This is a genomic window from Sphingomonas sp. (genome assembly GCF_036387535.1).
In the GTDB taxonomy this organism is placed as follows: Bacteria; Pseudomonadota; Alphaproteobacteria; order Sphingomonadales; family Sphingomonadaceae; genus Sphingomonas_R.
In genome coordinates this window covers 23,760-39,475 of sequence record NZ_DASVTO010000115.1, presented here as the reverse complement: position 1 = coordinate 39,475, position 15,716 = coordinate 23,760, and the positions used below count along the sequence as shown (strand labels likewise).

Sequence of the window (15,716 nt, the reverse complement as noted above, 5' to 3'; positions counted from 1 at the left end):
GGGCCCTGCACTCGGTTCAAGGGATGCGCCGCCCGCGTCAGGCGGGGTTCTGCACCGGGGCGGGAATACGGCCCTGTTCCATCTGACGCGCGAAAATCTCCCGCACCAGCGCCAGCGAGAAGAGATGCGCATAGACCAGCGGCAACACGCCGGACTTGATCAGCTTGCGGGCGGTGTCGCCCCGCATCTCCTTCAACGCGTCCTCGTTCACCATCTGGAACCCGCGATAGATGAACGGCTGGTCCGCGCCTTCCGGCTGGATCGTGACTTCGCCGTCCATCAACAGCTTGTGATCGGCCAGTTCCTTCATGAACTGGCTCGTCATCTGTCCGGACTGTTCAAACTGTTCGCAGAAGCCGAGGATGTTGGTGACCACCTGCGTCGGCTTGCCATCGGCGAACAGCGGATCGCCTTCTTCGAAATCGCCGAGCGTGCCCGATGTCGGGTCGAAGCAGAGCGACAGTTCCTCCGCGTTCGGCGTCAGGCGCGCGAGCATGAACGGGTAGCGCCGGATATAGGCAGGGATATAGGCCTCGCTGGTAAAGCGGCCGTCCGGCCCGACGAAGGTGTTGACGCCCTCGTTCAGGCCCATCAGCGCCAGCGGCACCGGCTGATCACCGATCGAGAAGACAATCGGGTAGAAACGCGATGCCGGTGCGAATTCCTCGACCGTGAGCGGCACCGCATGGGTCCCGACCAAAAAGGTCGGCGAGTCCATGTTCCGGGCCTTCCAGGTTGCGTGAACCTGGCTGGAGAGCGGTTCGAGCTGGTTGTAGAACAGCGGCAAATCGTTTGCCGGTGCGGCGCTGGCCATTCACTATACTCCAAAAAGCGGGTGGAACGACGCCCCCCCGGGCGCCCGCAGTGCTGCCCCGTTTATGGATCGGCGCGCGACGGCGCAAGCGGCACGAGCTTGCCGGGATTGAGGATTCCATGGGGGTCGAGCGCGGTCTTGATCGCGCGGAGCATGGCAAGCCGGACCGGATCCGTGGTGCGGACGAGTTCCGCCAGCTTGACCTGGCCGATGCCGTGTTCGGCCGAGATGGTGCCGCCGACCGCCGCCAGCCGATCGTGCACGTCGCGCATGACGGCGGCACCGGCGGTGTCCACCCAGTGGCGGGAATCGACGCCGGCCGGTGCCCGGACATTGAAGTGGATGTTGCCGTCGCCAAGATGTCCGAACGCCAGCACGCGTGTTCCGGGATGGGCGGCCTCGATCATGGCGGTCGTGGACTGGATGAAGCTTGGCATCGCCGACACCGGCACTGCGATGTCATGCTTGGCGGCCATGCCGTCGATCCGTTCCGCTTCGGGCAGGGTTTCGCGCAGCTTCCACAACGCGTCGGCCTGCGTTTCGCTGGTCGCGATCACTGCGTCACGGGCAATGCCGCCGTCGATCGCGGCGGCGATCGCGATGGTCAGCGCATCGGCGGGATCCAGCCCGCCCGGCGCCGCCGTCGCTTCGACCAGGATGTTCCAGGCGGTGGGGGTGGCGAGCGGCGCGCGGGTGCCCGGGATGTGGCGAAGGACCAGCGAGACACCATCGGCCGGAATCAGTTCGAAGCTTTCGATCGCGCTGCCGGTCGCGCGATCCAGCCGGCGGAGCAGGATCAGCGCGGCGTGCGGATCGTCGACCCCGATCCACGCGACCGCCCGGCTGCCGATGGCGGGCACCAGCCGGAGCGTGGCCGCGGTGATGATGCCGAGCGTTCCTTCGGCACCGGTCAGCAATTGCCGCAGATCATAGCCGCGATTGTCCTTGTGGAGGCTGGACAGGCCGCGAAAGATGCTGCCGTCGGCCAGCACCGCCTCCACGCCGAGCACCAGCGCGCGCATCGAACCGAAGCGCAGCACCTGAACCCCGCCGGCGTTGGTGGAAACCAGACCGCCGATCGTGGCGCTGCCCCGCGCCGCCAGCGAGAGCGGGAACCGCAGGTCATGCGCGGCGGCGGCGTCGTGCAGATCGGACAGGACGACGCCGGCATCGACCGTGGCAGTGGCGTCCGCGACATCGATCCGCGGCGGCCGCGCCATCCGCCGCAGCGACAGCAGCAGCGCGGATCCATCCGCCGGCGGGGTGGCACCCCCGACGGTCGAGCTGTTGCCGCCTTGCGGCACCAGCGGCACGCGATCGGCCGCCGCCAGGCGCACGATGGCGGCCACCTGCGCGGTATCGGCAGGGGCGAGCAGCGCGGCGCTGAGACCCTGGATCCGCCCGCGCCAGTCGGTAAGCCAGGGTGCCAGGACAGCGGTATCATCGCAGAAGCCGGCGGGACCGAGCAGATCGGAGAGTGCAGCGAGCAAAGCGGGGCTGGGGGCGGGCATGGGGTGCCCATAGCGCAGACAGGGACGCGGCGCGAATTCATAGGAGGTTCAGTCGGCACAGCGAAACGCTGCACCGTATGACGGGAACCGAATCGTGACGATCTGGCTGGCGCTGCTGGCTGCCGCACCGCTGGCGGAGGCCGGGCGAATGGTGCCGGATATCGTCATGGCACAGGTGATGATCCACCAGCGCACCATCGTGCGGATCCAGACCCGGTCACCCGCCGTAGCGCGCGCACCGATGACGCAGTGGCGCGAGCGCAAGGGGCCGAAGTGCGTGCCGATGGACCGCGTCGGCGCGGCGGCGGTCGTCGCCGATGACAGTGTCGACCTTTTGCTGCGCGGGGGCAGCCGGGTGCGTGCCCAATTTGCGGATGATTGCCCGGACCTCGATTATTATTCCGGTTTCTACATCGCGCGCGGCCCCGATGGTCAGGTGTGCGCCGGCCGCGACAGCATTCACGTCCGGTCGGGGGGTGAATGCCGGATCGAACGGTTCCGCGCGCTGGAGGAAGTCGGCACCAAGAAGCGCGGAACAGGCATGATCGACCGTATCCGGCGGCGGCTGGGGCGCTGAGCGGATCGCCAGGTATCAGGAATTACGGCGGATCAAGGGTGCCGAGGGGTGACAGCCGCCGCAAAGCTTGGCAGGACGCGCCGTCATTCACGACCAAGGAGCAAATCATCATGAACAGCGCAGGGCTGGCCGACGCCATCGCCGCAGAACACGATATGACCAAGGCGCAGGCCAAGGCCGTCGTCGAGAGCGTTCTGAAAGCGATCACAGACGCCGCCGCGGCCGGCACCGAAGTGTCGCTGCCCGGGTTCGGCAAGTTCAAGGTACAGGATCGTCCTGCCCGCGAGGGTCGCAATCCCCGCACCGGCGAGACGATGGAGATCGCGGCGTCCCGCAAGCTGAGTTTCCAGCCATCGAAGGCGGTTCGTGACGCGCTGAACGCCTGAAGCCGCGCCGATCCTTCGACGAACCCGATCCGAGGCCGTTGGCGCAACCGCCAGCGGCCTTTTGCGTCATCCGCGGCCGGCCAGCAGCGCGTCGATCGCGGCGACCAGCGCCAGCGGTTGATCCAGCATGATGTGATGACCCGCATCGGGCACGGTCACGAAACGCGCATCCGGCAGATCGGCGCGCAGGCCTGCCAGCGTGTCGGGATCCACGATCGTCGACCGGGCGCCCCGGATGAAGGCGACAGGGCGCAGGGCCGACCGTACGGCGGCGCGGCTGTCGATGAAGCTGCAATGTTCGAACATCGCGGGATCGAACGACCAGACGAAGCCGGCATCGGTGTGACGCAGCGACCGGCGTGCGATGGCATCGACGATATACAGGTTGTCGCAGTCCTGCGCCGGCATGAGCCGGAAGCGGGCCAGCGCCGCCGCGACGGTGGCGAAGGGACGGTTGATCCGGCCGGTCCGATCCGCCGCGCGGTTGGGTTTCAGCGTGATCGACCCATCGATCAGGATGATGCCCGCGGTCCAGTCATCGGGGTCGGCCACCGCGGCCGCGGCGACGGCGCAGCCAAAGCTGTGTGCGACGATGACGGGCGGCCCGGCGGCGGTCAGGCCGGTCGCCTCCGCAACCGCGCGCGCCTCACGCGCGAATTGCGGGATGCTGTAGCGATCACGCCAGCCCGACTGGCCCATCCCGGACAGCGACATCGCGACCACCCGTCGATCATCCGCCAGCAGCGGCGCGATATGCGCCCACCAGCCGGCATGGGCCCACCCGCCATGAAGCAGCAGCAGGCCGGGCGCCCTGGTCGGCCCCCAGGCGAACCATTCGATTTCGGCACCCTCCACCACCGTGCGGCCGGTTTCGGGCGTGATTGCCACCGCACGTTCGTACCAGGCGGGTGCAGGGAGGCTCCGTCCGTCGAACGGGGCGAGCGGATAGCTGTGTTGCGAAGTCATGCCAGCGTGATGGCGGCATCGCCGGCGGTCGCCAAGTGGAAAGCGCGCGCATGAACGCCCGCTAACGATCATGTTCAGGGATGCCACATGCGAATCGGTGCAGAAAGTCATCCTGAGCTTCAATCAGGGAGATGATCATGTTTCGCACGTTCCTCACCGCCGCCACGCTGTCGCTGACCACCGCCGCGGTCGCCATCCCGATGCCCGCGGTTGCGCAGGGCTGGAGCGCGCCGGCGCAGTATAGCCGTTACGACGACGGACAGTCCGGATTTCAGCAGATCGGATATCGCGAGCGTCGCGATCGCCGCTATGATCGGTCGCGGCGCGGGTACAACCGCGGCTATCGCGGGAACCAGCGTTGCTATGACAAGGGCAATGGCGGTCTGGCGATCGGCGGTATCGCGGGCGGTCTGCTCGGGAACCAGGTCGCCGGCCGCGGTGACCGCACGCTGGGCACCATCCTGGGTGCCGGTGTCGGCGCGCTGGCCGGTCGGGCGATCGACAAGTCGGACGGTCGCCGCTGCTGAACCGGCACGTGCCCGTCGGGATTCGGAAAAGGGGCCGGCATCATCCGGCCCCTTTCTTTTTCGCAAAAATAGAACCGGCCGCCGACCGTGCATTCCGCAGCGGACAGGCGGCTTTTCCGCGCGTGCGGAATGAAAAGCGACAATAAAGATCCTGCGGCTGCAACCTCCGCATGATGCGGCGCGTAAAGAGGGGACACAAGGAGGAGGTTCCCGATGACCGACGACAGTCTGATGATGGACGCGCTGGATGCGAGGGTTTCGCGACGCAACGAACGGCGCGAATTCTTCAAGGCGATGACGGGTGCGGCCAAGGTCGTCGGCGGTCTGTACGCGGGCGTCGCGGCGGCCGGTGCGCAGGCGCAGACCACGGCGGCGCTGACCGATGCGGATATCCTCAACTTCGCACTGAACCTCGAATATCTTGAAGCGCAATTCTATTCCTTTGCCGCATTCGGGACCGGCCTGAACACGTCGCTGCTCGGCGGAACGGGCGTGCAGGGTGCCGTTACCGGTGGCCGGCAGGCGACGTTCACCGACCCCGTCGTCGCGCAATATGCGCGGGAAATCGCGGCCGACGAAGTGGCGCATGTCACCTTCCTGCGGACTGCGCTCGGCACATCGGCGGTATCGCAGCCCGCGATCGACATCGGCACCAGCCCCAATGGGGCATTTTCCAGCGCAGCACGCGCGGCCGGCCTGATCGGCGCGGGCCAGTCGTTCGATCCCTATGCCAGCGACGAAAACTTCCTGTTGGGCGCGTACATCTTCGAAGATGTCGGTGTCACCGCCTATAAAGGAGCGTCGCCACTGATCACGAACCCGACGTTCCTGGAGGCGGCCGCCGGCATTCTTGCGGTCGAGGCGTATCATGCGGCCATCGTGCGGACGGTGCTGTATTCCAAGGGCATCCAGACGCCGTCGCTGATCGACGCGACCGAAGCGATCTCCAACGCCCGTGACAGCCTGGACGGGTCGAGCGATCTTGATCAGGGCGTGCGGATGATCGGGAACGCATCGAACATCGTCCCGCTCGATCCCAACGGTTTGGCCTATAGCCGCACCGCCGGTCAGGTTCTGAACATCGTGTATCTGAATCCTGCCGCAGTCGGGAGCGGCGGTTTCTATCCCGCGGGTGTCAACGGCACCATCAAGACGAGCGCGGCGAGCTGATCGCGCGTCTTTTTCAACGTATTGAGCGGAGATAGTCCGATGAACAACCATGACATGATCGCGGCCCTCGACTTGCGCGTGAAGCGGCGCGAAGAGCGGCGTCACTTCTTCAAGATGGCCGGTGGTGCGGCGGTCGCGGCCGGCAGCGTTTCCCTGCTGTCCGCATGCGGCGGCAATGACAATCCGTCGGTGACGCCGACCCCGACGCCGACCCCCGCTCCGACCGGCGCCACGGTCAGCGATGCCGACATCCTGAACTTTGCGCTGAACCTCGAATATCTGGAAGCGCAATTCTACTCCTACGCCGCGTTCGGCACGGGACTGGACGCTGCGCTGACCGGCGGTATCGGTGGTACCGGCACGGTCACGGGCGGACGTAAGGTGACGTTCACCGATCCGGTGGTCGCAGCCTACGCGCTGGAAATCGCGCAGGATGAGATCAACCATGTCCGCTTCCTGCGCAGCGCGATCGGCACCGCGACCGTGGGCCAGCCCGCGATCGACATCAGCGCCAGTGCGACCGGTGCATTTTCTTCGGCGGCGCGCGCGGCGGGCCTGATCACCGGTGCGGGATCGATGTTCGATCCGTATGCCAGTGACGAGAACTTCCTGCTCGGTGCGTTCATCTTCGAGGATGTCGGAGTCAGTGCCTACAAGGGCGCCGCGGCCCTGATCACCAACAAGACCTTCACCGAAGCGGCGGCCGGCATCCTGGCGGCAGAGGCCTATCACGCCGGGCTGATCCGCACGGTATTGTACCGCAAGGGGATCGCCACGCCGGCGTTGATCGACGCGACCGAGGCAATTTCCAACGCGCGCGACAGCCTGGACGGCGCCAGCGACGATGATCAGGGCATTCGCGGCAGCAACAATGCGTCCAACATCGTTCCCACCGACAGCAACGGGATCGTCTATAGCCGCAACACCGGACAGGTTCTGAACATCGTATATCTGAACAAGTCCGCTGTCAGCGCCGGCGGGTTCTTCCCCGCGGGCGTCAACGGAACCATCCGGACGAGCGGCGCGAACTGAGCCGATCGGCACCCCTGCCAGTCGGGAGGGGTGCCGGACGACCGTTCGGCGTTCCGTTAACGGAACCAAAGGTCGGCATGGTCGCTCATCAACCATGCCCAGACCATCATATGAACCAAGGATGACCGGAGGGGATCCCGATCTCCTGACCGCAGCTATCGGCACACGCGATGTGACATCTCGCGGCGATCTGATCGACCGCGCGATCGCCGATGCGGCGCAGCGCAGAACGATGGCGACCAAGATCCCGCAGCAGGCTGCCCCGCATTGAATGGCGAACAGGCCGACGTTCCGCGGGGTATCGGGCGTCGTGTGACATGGGCGATGGCGGCCGGTGCCGGGCTGGCGGTCGCCAATATCTACTACAATCAACCGATGCTGGCGCTGATCGAGCGGGATTTCCCGGGATCGACAGTCGCGGGCATGATCTCGACCGCCACGCAATTGGGGTATGCGGCGGGACTGTTCCTGCTGGTGCCGCTGGGTGACGTGCTGGAACGGCGACGGTTGATCCTGGTGCAGTTCGTCGCGCTGGCCGTGGCGCTGGCCGTCACCGCAGTGGCGCCGGGACCGTGGAGCATCCTGTTAGGATCGCTGGCGATCGGCGTCGCTGCAACCGTCGCGCAGCAGATCGTGCCGTTCGCCGCGAACCTCGCAGCGCCGACGCGGCGTGGTGCCACCATCGGCACGGTGATGTCGGGGTTGTTGTGCGGCATCCTGCTCAGCCGCACGGTGGCGGGGCTCGTGGCGACGCAGGCCGGCTGGCGTGCGATGTTCTGGCTGGGCGTTCCGATCGCGTTGATCGCGTGCGCGACGATGGCGGCGATCCTGCCGCAGAGCCGTCCGGCGCCCGGTGGCCCCCGCTATGGCGGACTGCTGCGATCGCTGGTCGATCTGTGGCGGCGGCATCCCGCGCTCCGGCTGGCGGCGTGGACGCAGGCCGGTCTGTTCGCCGCCTTCACGATGTTCTGGACGATCCTGGCGCTGCATCTGCAGGAACCGCAATATCGACTGGGTGCCGCCGCCGCCGGGCTGTTCGGGATGATCGGCGCGGTGGGCGTGCTGGTGGCGCCGCTGGCCGGCCGGATCGCCGATCGACGTGGCCCCCGCGCCGTCGTGATGATCGGCGTTGGCACCGCACTGGCCGGGTGGCTGGTGATTGCGGTCCGCCCGGGTCTGGCCGGCATGATCGTGGGCGTTGTGCTGATCGATTTCGGGGTGCAGAGCGCCCTGATCGCCAACCAGGCGCAGGTCTACGCACTGGATGCGGATGCGCGAAACCGTCTGAACACGATCTTGATGGGGGGCATGTTCCTGGGCGGATCGGCGGGATCGCTGGTCGCGACGCTGGCCTGGGCCGGCGCGGGGTGGAGCGCCGTCACCGCCGCCGCCATCCTGTTCTGTGCGGTGGCCGCGATCCTGCAGGCGCGGCGTCAGTCCACGCCCATCAGCCGATAGCCGACGCCGAGTTCGTTGACGATCAATGCCGGACGGGCGGGATCCCGTTCCAGCTTGCCGCGTAGATTGCGCACCACGACGCGGAGGTAGCCGACCTGCGCGTCGATTTCGTACGGCCAGACGACGCGGAGCAGATGGCTGTGGGTGATGACCCGGCCGGGAAAGCGCGCCAGTTCGGCCAGGACGTCATACTCCTTCGGCGTGAGGTGGATGTCGACACCGTCCCGGCTGACGCGCCGGTCGAGCAGGTCGATGGTGAGGCCGTCGCCACGAAGGACGGGATTGCCACCGTGCACCGTCAGCCGGTGGCGCAGCGCAGCGCGGACGCGGGCGAGCAGTTCGTCCGAATCGAACGGCTTGGTGACATAATCGCTGGCACCCAGATCGAGCGCCGCAACCTTCTGATCGGTCGCATCGCGCGCCGAGACGATCAGGATGGTCGCATCGCACCGCGCGCGGATCAGCGGCACCAGTTCCAGGCCATCGCGATCGGGAAGGCCGAGATCGAGCAGCACGACCTGCGGCCGATCAGCCGCGAGCGCCGCCAATGCCGCACCCCCGTTCGCCGCCTCCCGCACGCTGTGACCGGCGCGTTCCAGGGCGGTGCGGAGCAGGCGGCGGATCGCAGGTTCGTCGTCGACCACCAACACCACGTTAGGCGCGGTCATGCCTCGCCGCCGCGAACCAGCAACGTGTCCGGCATCGCCACGCTGAAGCGCGCGCCAGCCGGATCGATGCGTGTCGATGCGGCGACCGTCATGCCCATCGCGTCGACGAACCCCTTGACGATGGCGAGGCCAAGCCCGGTGCCGCCCTGGGCCCGGTCCGATCCGCGCAGGCGGGCGAACGTCTCGAACGCCTCCACCTCCCGCCCCGGCGGCAGGCCAGGGCCTTCGTCCATGATCGAGAGGACCAGCCCATCGGGCAGGCGTTCGGCCTGGATGGTGACCGCGGTGCCGGGATCGCCGTAGCGACCCGCATTGTCGAGCAGGTTGATGAGCACATGATGAAACAGCTGCGGATCCAGCCGGACCAGCGGCAGATCGGCGGGTACGGCCAGCACGACCGGCCGGCCGGTGAGGGCACGGCGGGTGTCGTGCACCGCAGAACCGATCGCGTCCGTCAGGTCGGTGGGCTCGGCCGTCACCACCAGCGCGCCGGCCTCGACCCGCGCCATATCGAGCAGGTTGGCGACGAAGCGGTTGAGGCGCCGCGCCTCATCCTCGATCGTGCCGATCGCCGTGTCGCGATCGGTGACGATCCGCAATTCGCTGGCGGCGGCGAGAATCGCGGTGATCGGAGTGCGCAGGTCATGGCTGACCGACGACAGCAGGGCGGCGCGAAGCCGGTCGCGTTCCTTTAGCTGTGCGACGTCCCGCATCTCGCTTTCCAGCAGCATGCGTTCCAGCACCAGTGCCGCCTGATCGAGCAGGCCGGTCAGCAGCGCGATCTGATCCGAACGAACCGGGGTGCGGCCATCGTCGCGAGCGATGCCCACCGCCCCCAGAACACCGCGGCCGGCCTTCAGCGGGTAGAACAGCCAGTCGGAGGCGGTCAGCGTGTCGGAACCACGCCCGGCGGGCTGGCCCTTGTCGAGCACCCATTGCGCGGCGGTCGCCTCGATATAATCCAGTTCATCCTCCGGCGGGACGGCCGCGCGCAGGCGTGGGCCATCCGGCGAGGGCAACAGCAGCGCGGCGCGGACGTCGAACAGGCATCCGATCTCGCCACAGATCGCCTGCATCACCTCCTCGTCATTGCCGCTGGCGTTCAGGCGGTGGAGAAAGCCGGCCAGGGCCGCATTCTGGCGCGCGCTGGACGCCGCCATGTCGGCCTGCGCACGCACGCGCGCCGCAAGCTGGCTGGTGGCGACCGCAACCGACAGCAGGACGAGGATGGTGACGACGTTTTCGGGGTTGCTGACGCTGAGCGTGCCGGTGGGCGGCAGAAAAAAGAAATTATACGCCATCGACGAAAGCAGACCGGAATAAAGCCCGGCGCGGCGGCCATGCAAGCTGGCCGCGACCATCACCGGCAGCAGATAGAGCAGCGCGGTATTGCCGATGCCGAGGACGGTGTAGATCGCCTTCGCCAAAGCGGTGACGGCGATGACCATCATCGTCGCCCACAGGATGCCGTGTCGTCCCGCGGTGCCGGGCGACACGGCTGTCCGGTCGCGCGGTGCGCCCGGTTGGATCGGGCCGATCATCGGCAGGACATGGACCGCGACGCCGGGCGTATCGCGCACCAGCCGATCGACGACAGACCCATGCCGCAGTTCGAACCAGCGCGAGCGCGCGGACTTGCCGACCACCAGCTGCGTGGCGCGCGCGTCGGCGGCAAACGCCTTCAACCCCGGCAGCACGCTATCCGCGGGAACGGAGGCGACCGCGCCGCCGAGCTGAGTGGCCAGGTTCAGGACCGCGGCGATCCGCGCGCGTTCGGCGTCCCCGAAGGTCCGCGCGCGCGGCGTTTCGATATGGACCGCGGTCCAGGAGGCGTGAAGCGCATCCGCCAGCCGCTTGGTCGCGCGCACCAGCCCGTCGCAACCCGGCTGCTCGCTGACCGCGACGACGATCCGTTCGCCACCCGCCCAGTTGCCGGCCAGCGCATGCGCGCGGACATAGTCCAACATCTGCGTATCGACGGTCTGTGCCGCGCGGCGGAGCGCCAGTTCCCGCAGTGCCGACAGCGTGGATTTCGAAAAGGCATGGGCCAGCGCCCGGGTGGCTTCATGCGGGACATGGACCTTGCCGGCATGCAGCCGTTCGATCAGCTCGTCCGGCGGAATGTCGACCACCTCGATCTCCGCCGATTCCAGGATGCGGTCGGGCAGCGTGTCGGCGACGCGGACATGGGTGAGCGCCGCGACGACGTCGTTCAGGCTTTCGAGGTGCTGGATGTTGAGCGTGGCATGGACATCGATTCCCGCGGCCAGCAATTCCTCGACATCCTGATAGCGGCGGGCATGCCGCGCCTCCCCCAGATTGGCGTGTGCCAGCGCATCGATCAGCACCAGCGCCGGGCGGCGGGCCAGGACCCCGTCCAGATCCAGTTCGGTGAGCGGAAAGGCGGGGCCGGGACCCGCGCGGCGCGGAACCGCCGGCAGGGTGCGCGCCATCCGGTCGAGTTCGGGCCGGCCATGTGTTTCGACCAGCCCGATCACCACGTCGGCCCCGTCCCGCCGGCGGGCGACACCCTCCGTCAGCATCTCATACGTCTTGCCGACACCGGGGGCGGCCCCGAGGAACACCTTCAACCGTCCGCGAGACGGGAGCGCGGGGCGGGGCGGGCTGATCGGCTCGTTCACGGCGGCGGTCTACCCGCTTCCGCCACCCGCTGTCGATGCTGGCGGTTGTGCCGGAACGGGAACGAAACGCGCCGCCGTCCGCTATCCCGCAAACCGCAAATGCCTGTACCGGAGGCTAAAATGACCACCACGCTTGCGCCGTCCCCTGCCGAGACCCGGGACGACCGGATCGACATCACGCTGACGGTCAACGGCCGGCCCGAACATTTCTCGATCCCGCCATGGGTGACATTGCTGGACCTACTGCGCGAGCGGATGGACCTGACCGGGACCAAGAAGGGGTGCGATCACGGCCAATGCGGGGCGTGCACGGTCCTGGTCAACGGGGTCCGGGTCAACAGCTGCCTGACGCTGGCGGTGGTTCGCGACGGCGCGGCGGTCGAGACGATCGAAGGTCTGGCGAAGGACGGTACGCTGCATCCCCTGCAGCAGGCGTTCATTGATCATGACGCGTTCCAGTGCGGATATTGCACGCCCGGACAGATCTGTTCCGCGGTGGGGGTGCTGCGCGAAGGCCGGGCCACGGACGCGGCAAGCATCCGCGAGCATATGAGCGGCAATCTGTGTCGGTGCGGCGCCTACACCAACATCGTCGATGCGGTGCTTTCCGTGATGGATCGGGAGGATGCACGGTGATCCGGTTCGGCTATGACCGCCCGAGCGACGTGGCGGAGGCCGTCCGCGACGGCAATCGGCAGGGTGTCCGGTTTCTGGCCGGGGGCAGCAATCTGGTCGATCTGATGAAGGAGAATGTCGAACGGCCGGTGCGGATCGTCGACATCAATCGCCTGCCGCTGAAATCGATCGAGGATCGGGACGGGGGCCTCCGGATCGGTGCGCTGGTGACCAACACCGACTGCGCCTGGGACCCCAGGGTGGAAACGCGGTATCCGATCTTGTCGAGCGCCATCCTGGCGGGCGCGAGCGCGCAATTGCGGAATGTCGCGACGATGGGCGGCAACCTGAACCAGCGGACGCGCTGCCTGTATTTCTACGACAACAGCACCGCGTGCAACAAGCGCGAGCCGGGCACCGGATGTTCGGCCATTGGCGGGGTCAACCGGATCAATGCGATCCTGGGTGCCAGCGCGGCCTGCATCGCGACGCACCCGTCCGACATGTGCGTCGGGCTGGCGGTGCTGGATGCGGTGGTGAACGTCACCGGGCCGTTGGGCGATCGCGCGATTCCGATGGCGGATTATCACCGCCTGCCGGGCGACGATCCGGCGAGGGACAATATGCTGAAGCCGGGCGAACTGGTAACGTCCATCGATCTGCCAGACGAGGATTTCTCGGGTCACCATACATATCTCAAGCTGCGTGACCGATTATCCTATGCGTTCGCGCTCGTGTCGGTCGCGGTGGTGATGCGGATCGCGGACGGCCGGATCGCCGACGCCCGGATCGCGCTGGGTGGCGTCGCGCACAAGCCGTGGCGGTCGCGGAGCGCGGAAACGCTGCTGATCGGCGAGGCGCCGTCGCAGTCGGCGTTCCTGGCGACGGCCCATGCCCTGCTGGACGGCGCCGAGGGCCAGGGCAGCAACGATTTCAAGATCGGACTGGCGCGGCGCGCGATCGTGCGCGCGTGCAAGCAGGCCGCGGCCGGAACGCCGCAGTCGCAGGTCGACAAGCGCATCGCCTGAGCGGGAGAATAGCATGGCCACGATGTTGGAAGAGACCCAGGTCGGGATCGGATCCCCGCTCAGCCGCGTCGACGGCAGGCTGAAAGTCACCGGCGGCGCGCGGTATGCGGCCGAACATCCGGTGGCCGGACTGCTGTACGGCGTGGTGGTGTCCAGCGCGATCACCAAGGGGCGGATCACCAAGCTGCACCTGGATGCGGCGCGCGCAGCGCCGGGCGTGGTGGAGATCCTCAGCCATCGCAATCGGCCGCACATCCCCTGGTTCGACCGCTCCTATCGCGACGAGGTGGCGCCGCCGGGATCGCCGTTCCGCGCTTTCTATGACGACCGGATCCTGTTCAGTGGACAGCCGATCGCGCTGGTGGTCGCGGAGACGTTCGAAGATGCGCGGCACGCCGCCGGGCTGGTGCAGGCCGAATATGAAACCGAGCCGCACGAGACGTTTTTTCTGAACTCCGCGGAGTTCCAGCCAGAGAAGACCCGGTCGGGGTTCGTGAAGCCGAAGGACCGCGGCGACGAGGCGCGCGCCTATGCCGACGCGCCGAAGCGGATCGATCAGGAATATCGCCTGGCGACCGAGCACCACAACCCGATGGAGATGCACGCCAGCACGGTGCAGTGGCACGGCGATGGATCGATCACCGTTTATGACAAGACGCAAGGATCGCAGAATGTGCAGGACTATCTGGTCGGCATATTCGGGTTCGCAAAGAAGGACGTGCGGGTACGCAACCCGTTCGTCGGGGGAGGATTCGGATCCGGGCTGCGGCCGCAATATCAGGTCTATCTCGCGACCATGGCGGCGCGGATGCTGAAGCGGTCGGTGCGGGTGGTCCTGACGCGGCAGCAGATGTTCACCTTCACCCACCGGCCGGAATGCCAGCACAGCATCCGGCTGGGCGCGGACGCGGCCGGCGACCTGCAGTCGATCTACAGCAAGGCGGTGACGCCGACATCGCGATTCGAAAATTACATGGAGTCGATCGCGCAGTGGGGTGGGCAGCTTTATGCCTGCGACAATGCGGCGCTGCATTGGGCGTTGACCGCGGTCGATACCTATACGCCGGGCGACATGCGGGCGCCGGGGGCGGCGACCGGCGTCACGCTGTTCGAAATGGCGATGGACGAACTGGCCTATGAAGTCGGCATCGATCCGCTGGCGTTGCGCCTCAAGAACTACAGCGAAAAGGATGCGATGAACGACATCCCCTATACGTCCAAGGCCTTGCGCGAAGCGTATCAGGAAGGCGCGGAGGCATTTGGCTGGAATGCGCGCGTGGCGGCGCCGCGATCGATGCGGGACGGGCAGGAGCTGGTCGGCTGGGGAATGGCGACCGGCATGTGGGACGCGATGTTCCAGAAGGTATCGGTGCGCGCCCGGTTGAGCGCGAACGGCCATCTGGAGGTCGCGACCGCCAGCTCGGATATCGGGACCGGCACCTACACCGTCATGACGCAGGTCGCGGCGGGCGCGCTGGGACTGCCGGCGGAACAGGTGACGGCGGTGCTGGGCGACAGCGACCTGCCGCTGTCTCCGGTCGAGGGTGGCAGCTGGATGGCGGCATCGGTCAGCGCCGGGATCGAAGTGGCCTGCGCCGCGGTACGGGTGAAGCTGGCCAAGGCCGCCGAGAAGGTGGACGGCAATCCGCTGGGGGGTGCGGCGGCGGATGCGCTGCGCTTTGAACACGGGCGCATGATCCTGGCGACCGATCCCAGCCGATCGGTCAGCTTCGGCGAGGCGATGCGCGCGGCCGGACTGAACGAGATCATGGTCGAAGAGAAAGCGGCGCCAGGGCTGCGGGATACCGCGGGCGAGGTGACCGGCAAGAAGAAGAAGGCGAAGAACACGCACAGCGCGATCTTTGCCGAGGTCAAGGTCGACGAGGAGCTTGGCGTGATCCGGGTCACGCGTATCGTCTGCGCGGTGGCTGCCGGGCGGATCATCAACCCGAAGACCGCGCGCAGCCAGATCCTGGGCGGGGTCGTGATGGGGATCGGGATGGCGCTGCACGAGGAAACCCAGGCCGATCACCGGATCGGACGCTTCATGAACCATAATCTGGCGGAATATCATATTCCGGTGCACGCCGATGTGCACGACATCGAGGTGATCTTCGTTGACGAACCCGACCGCGAGGTGTCGCCGCAGGGGATCAAGGGGCTGGGCGAGATCGGGATCGTGGGAACGGCCGCCGCGATCGCCAACGCGATCTTCCACGCGACCGGTCGGCGGGTCCGTTCCCTGCCGATCACGATCGACAAGATCCAGGAATGATTGCGCCGACCTGGCGGACGTAACGGTATATAACGCGCGATCAACAG

Annotated in this window: 15 protein-coding genes; 10 read left to right on the top strand and 5 right to left on the bottom strand. The window is 67.1% G+C overall.

The window, feature by feature from the left end:
* Positions 1-37 precede the first annotated feature (37 nt).
* Both VF649_RS10830 and VF649_RS10825 read right to left on the bottom strand, forming a co-directional pair.
* Positions 38-814: a SapC family protein gene (locus VF649_RS10830; RefSeq protein ID WP_331011966.1), complete on the bottom strand. Its 777-nt coding sequence runs from the start codon at positions 812-814 to the stop codon at positions 38-40.
* 62 nt (positions 815-876) lie between these two features.
* Complete coding sequence (locus tag VF649_RS10825; protein ID WP_331011965.1) at positions 877-2,325, bottom strand: FAD-binding oxidoreductase; 1,449 nt, start codon at positions 2,323-2,325, stop codon at positions 877-879.
* Positions 2,326-2,419: 94 nt separating this feature from the next.
* Here VF649_RS10825 and VF649_RS10820 point away from each other — a divergent pair, with 94 nt between their 5' ends.
* Complete coding sequence (locus VF649_RS10820; RefSeq protein WP_331011964.1) at positions 2,420-2,902, top strand: hypothetical protein; 483 nt, start codon at positions 2,420-2,422, stop codon at positions 2,900-2,902.
* A gap of 110 nt (positions 2,903-3,012) precedes the next feature.
* Complete coding sequence (locus VF649_RS10815; RefSeq protein ID WP_331012006.1) at positions 3,013-3,288, top strand: HU family DNA-binding protein; 276 nt, start codon at positions 3,013-3,015, stop codon at positions 3,286-3,288.
* 66 nt (positions 3,289-3,354) lie between these two features.
* Here VF649_RS10815 and VF649_RS10810 read toward each other — a convergent pair whose 3' ends face one another.
* Complete coding sequence (locus VF649_RS10810; RefSeq protein ID WP_331011963.1) at positions 3,355-4,254, bottom strand: alpha/beta hydrolase; 900 nt, start codon at positions 4,252-4,254, stop codon at positions 3,355-3,357.
* A 137-nt stretch (positions 4,255-4,391) separates the two neighbouring features.
* Here VF649_RS10810 and VF649_RS10805 point away from each other — a divergent pair, with 137 nt between their 5' ends.
* The 5 genes from VF649_RS10805 (at position 4,392) to VF649_RS10785 (ending at position 8,441) form a co-directional block, all read left to right on the top strand.
* Positions 4,392-4,781 (top strand): glycine zipper 2TM domain-containing protein, encoded by a 390-nt coding sequence (locus tag VF649_RS10805; RefSeq protein ID WP_331011962.1) that lies wholly within the window; start codon positions 4,392-4,394, stop codon positions 4,779-4,781.
* 213 nt (positions 4,782-4,994) lie between these two features.
* Positions 4,995-5,951, top strand: a complete 957-nt coding sequence (locus tag VF649_RS10800; RefSeq protein WP_331011961.1) for a ferritin-like domain-containing protein — start codon at positions 4,995-4,997, stop codon at positions 5,949-5,951.
* Between the two features lie 39 nt (positions 5,952-5,990).
* The gene (locus VF649_RS10795) at positions 5,991-6,983 is read left to right on the top strand and encodes a ferritin-like domain-containing protein (RefSeq protein ID WP_331011960.1); all 993 of its coding nucleotides are present in this window, start codon (positions 5,991-5,993) and stop codon (positions 6,981-6,983) included.
* 121 nt (positions 6,984-7,104) lie between these two features.
* Positions 7,105-7,254 (top strand): hypothetical protein, encoded by a 150-nt coding sequence (locus VF649_RS10790; protein ID WP_331011959.1) that lies wholly within the window; start codon positions 7,105-7,107, stop codon positions 7,252-7,254.
* A 53-nt stretch (positions 7,255-7,307) separates the two neighbouring features.
* Positions 7,308-8,441, top strand: a complete 1,134-nt coding sequence (locus VF649_RS10785; RefSeq protein WP_331011958.1) for an MFS transporter — start codon at positions 7,308-7,310, stop codon at positions 8,439-8,441.
* Here VF649_RS10785 and VF649_RS10780 read toward each other — a convergent pair.
* Both VF649_RS10780 and VF649_RS10775 read right to left on the bottom strand, forming a co-directional pair.
* Positions 8,417-9,109: a response regulator transcription factor gene (locus VF649_RS10780; RefSeq protein WP_331011957.1), complete on the bottom strand. Its 693-nt coding sequence runs from the start codon at positions 9,107-9,109 to the stop codon at positions 8,417-8,419. The genes VF649_RS10785 and VF649_RS10780 overlap by 25 nt on opposite strands.
* A complete protein-coding gene (locus tag VF649_RS10775; protein WP_331011956.1) occupies positions 9,106-11,751 on the bottom strand; it encodes a sensor histidine kinase KdpD in 2,646 nt (881 codons plus the stop codon). Before VF649_RS10775 ends, VF649_RS10780 begins: the two co-directional genes overlap by 4 nt.
* A gap of 120 nt (positions 11,752-11,871) precedes the next feature.
* Here VF649_RS10775 and VF649_RS10770 point away from each other — a divergent pair, with 120 nt between their 5' ends.
* The 3 genes from VF649_RS10770 to VF649_RS10760 are packed head-to-tail and all read left to right on the top strand — an operon-like array spanning position 11,872 to position 15,669.
* Positions 11,872-12,387: a (2Fe-2S)-binding protein gene (locus VF649_RS10770; protein WP_331011955.1), complete on the top strand. Its 516-nt coding sequence runs from the start codon at positions 11,872-11,874 to the stop codon at positions 12,385-12,387.
* The gene (locus VF649_RS10765; protein WP_331011954.1) at positions 12,384-13,394 is read left to right on the top strand and encodes a xanthine dehydrogenase family protein subunit M; all 1,011 of its coding nucleotides are present in this window, start codon (positions 12,384-12,386) and stop codon (positions 13,392-13,394) included. Before VF649_RS10770 ends, VF649_RS10765 begins: the two co-directional genes overlap by 4 nt.
* Before the next feature lie 13 nt (positions 13,395-13,407).
* Positions 13,408-15,669, top strand: coding sequence for a xanthine dehydrogenase family protein molybdopterin-binding subunit (locus VF649_RS10760; protein WP_331011953.1), 2,262 nt, complete (start codon positions 13,408-13,410; stop codon positions 15,667-15,669).
* Positions 15,670-15,716: the final 47 nt, after the last annotated feature.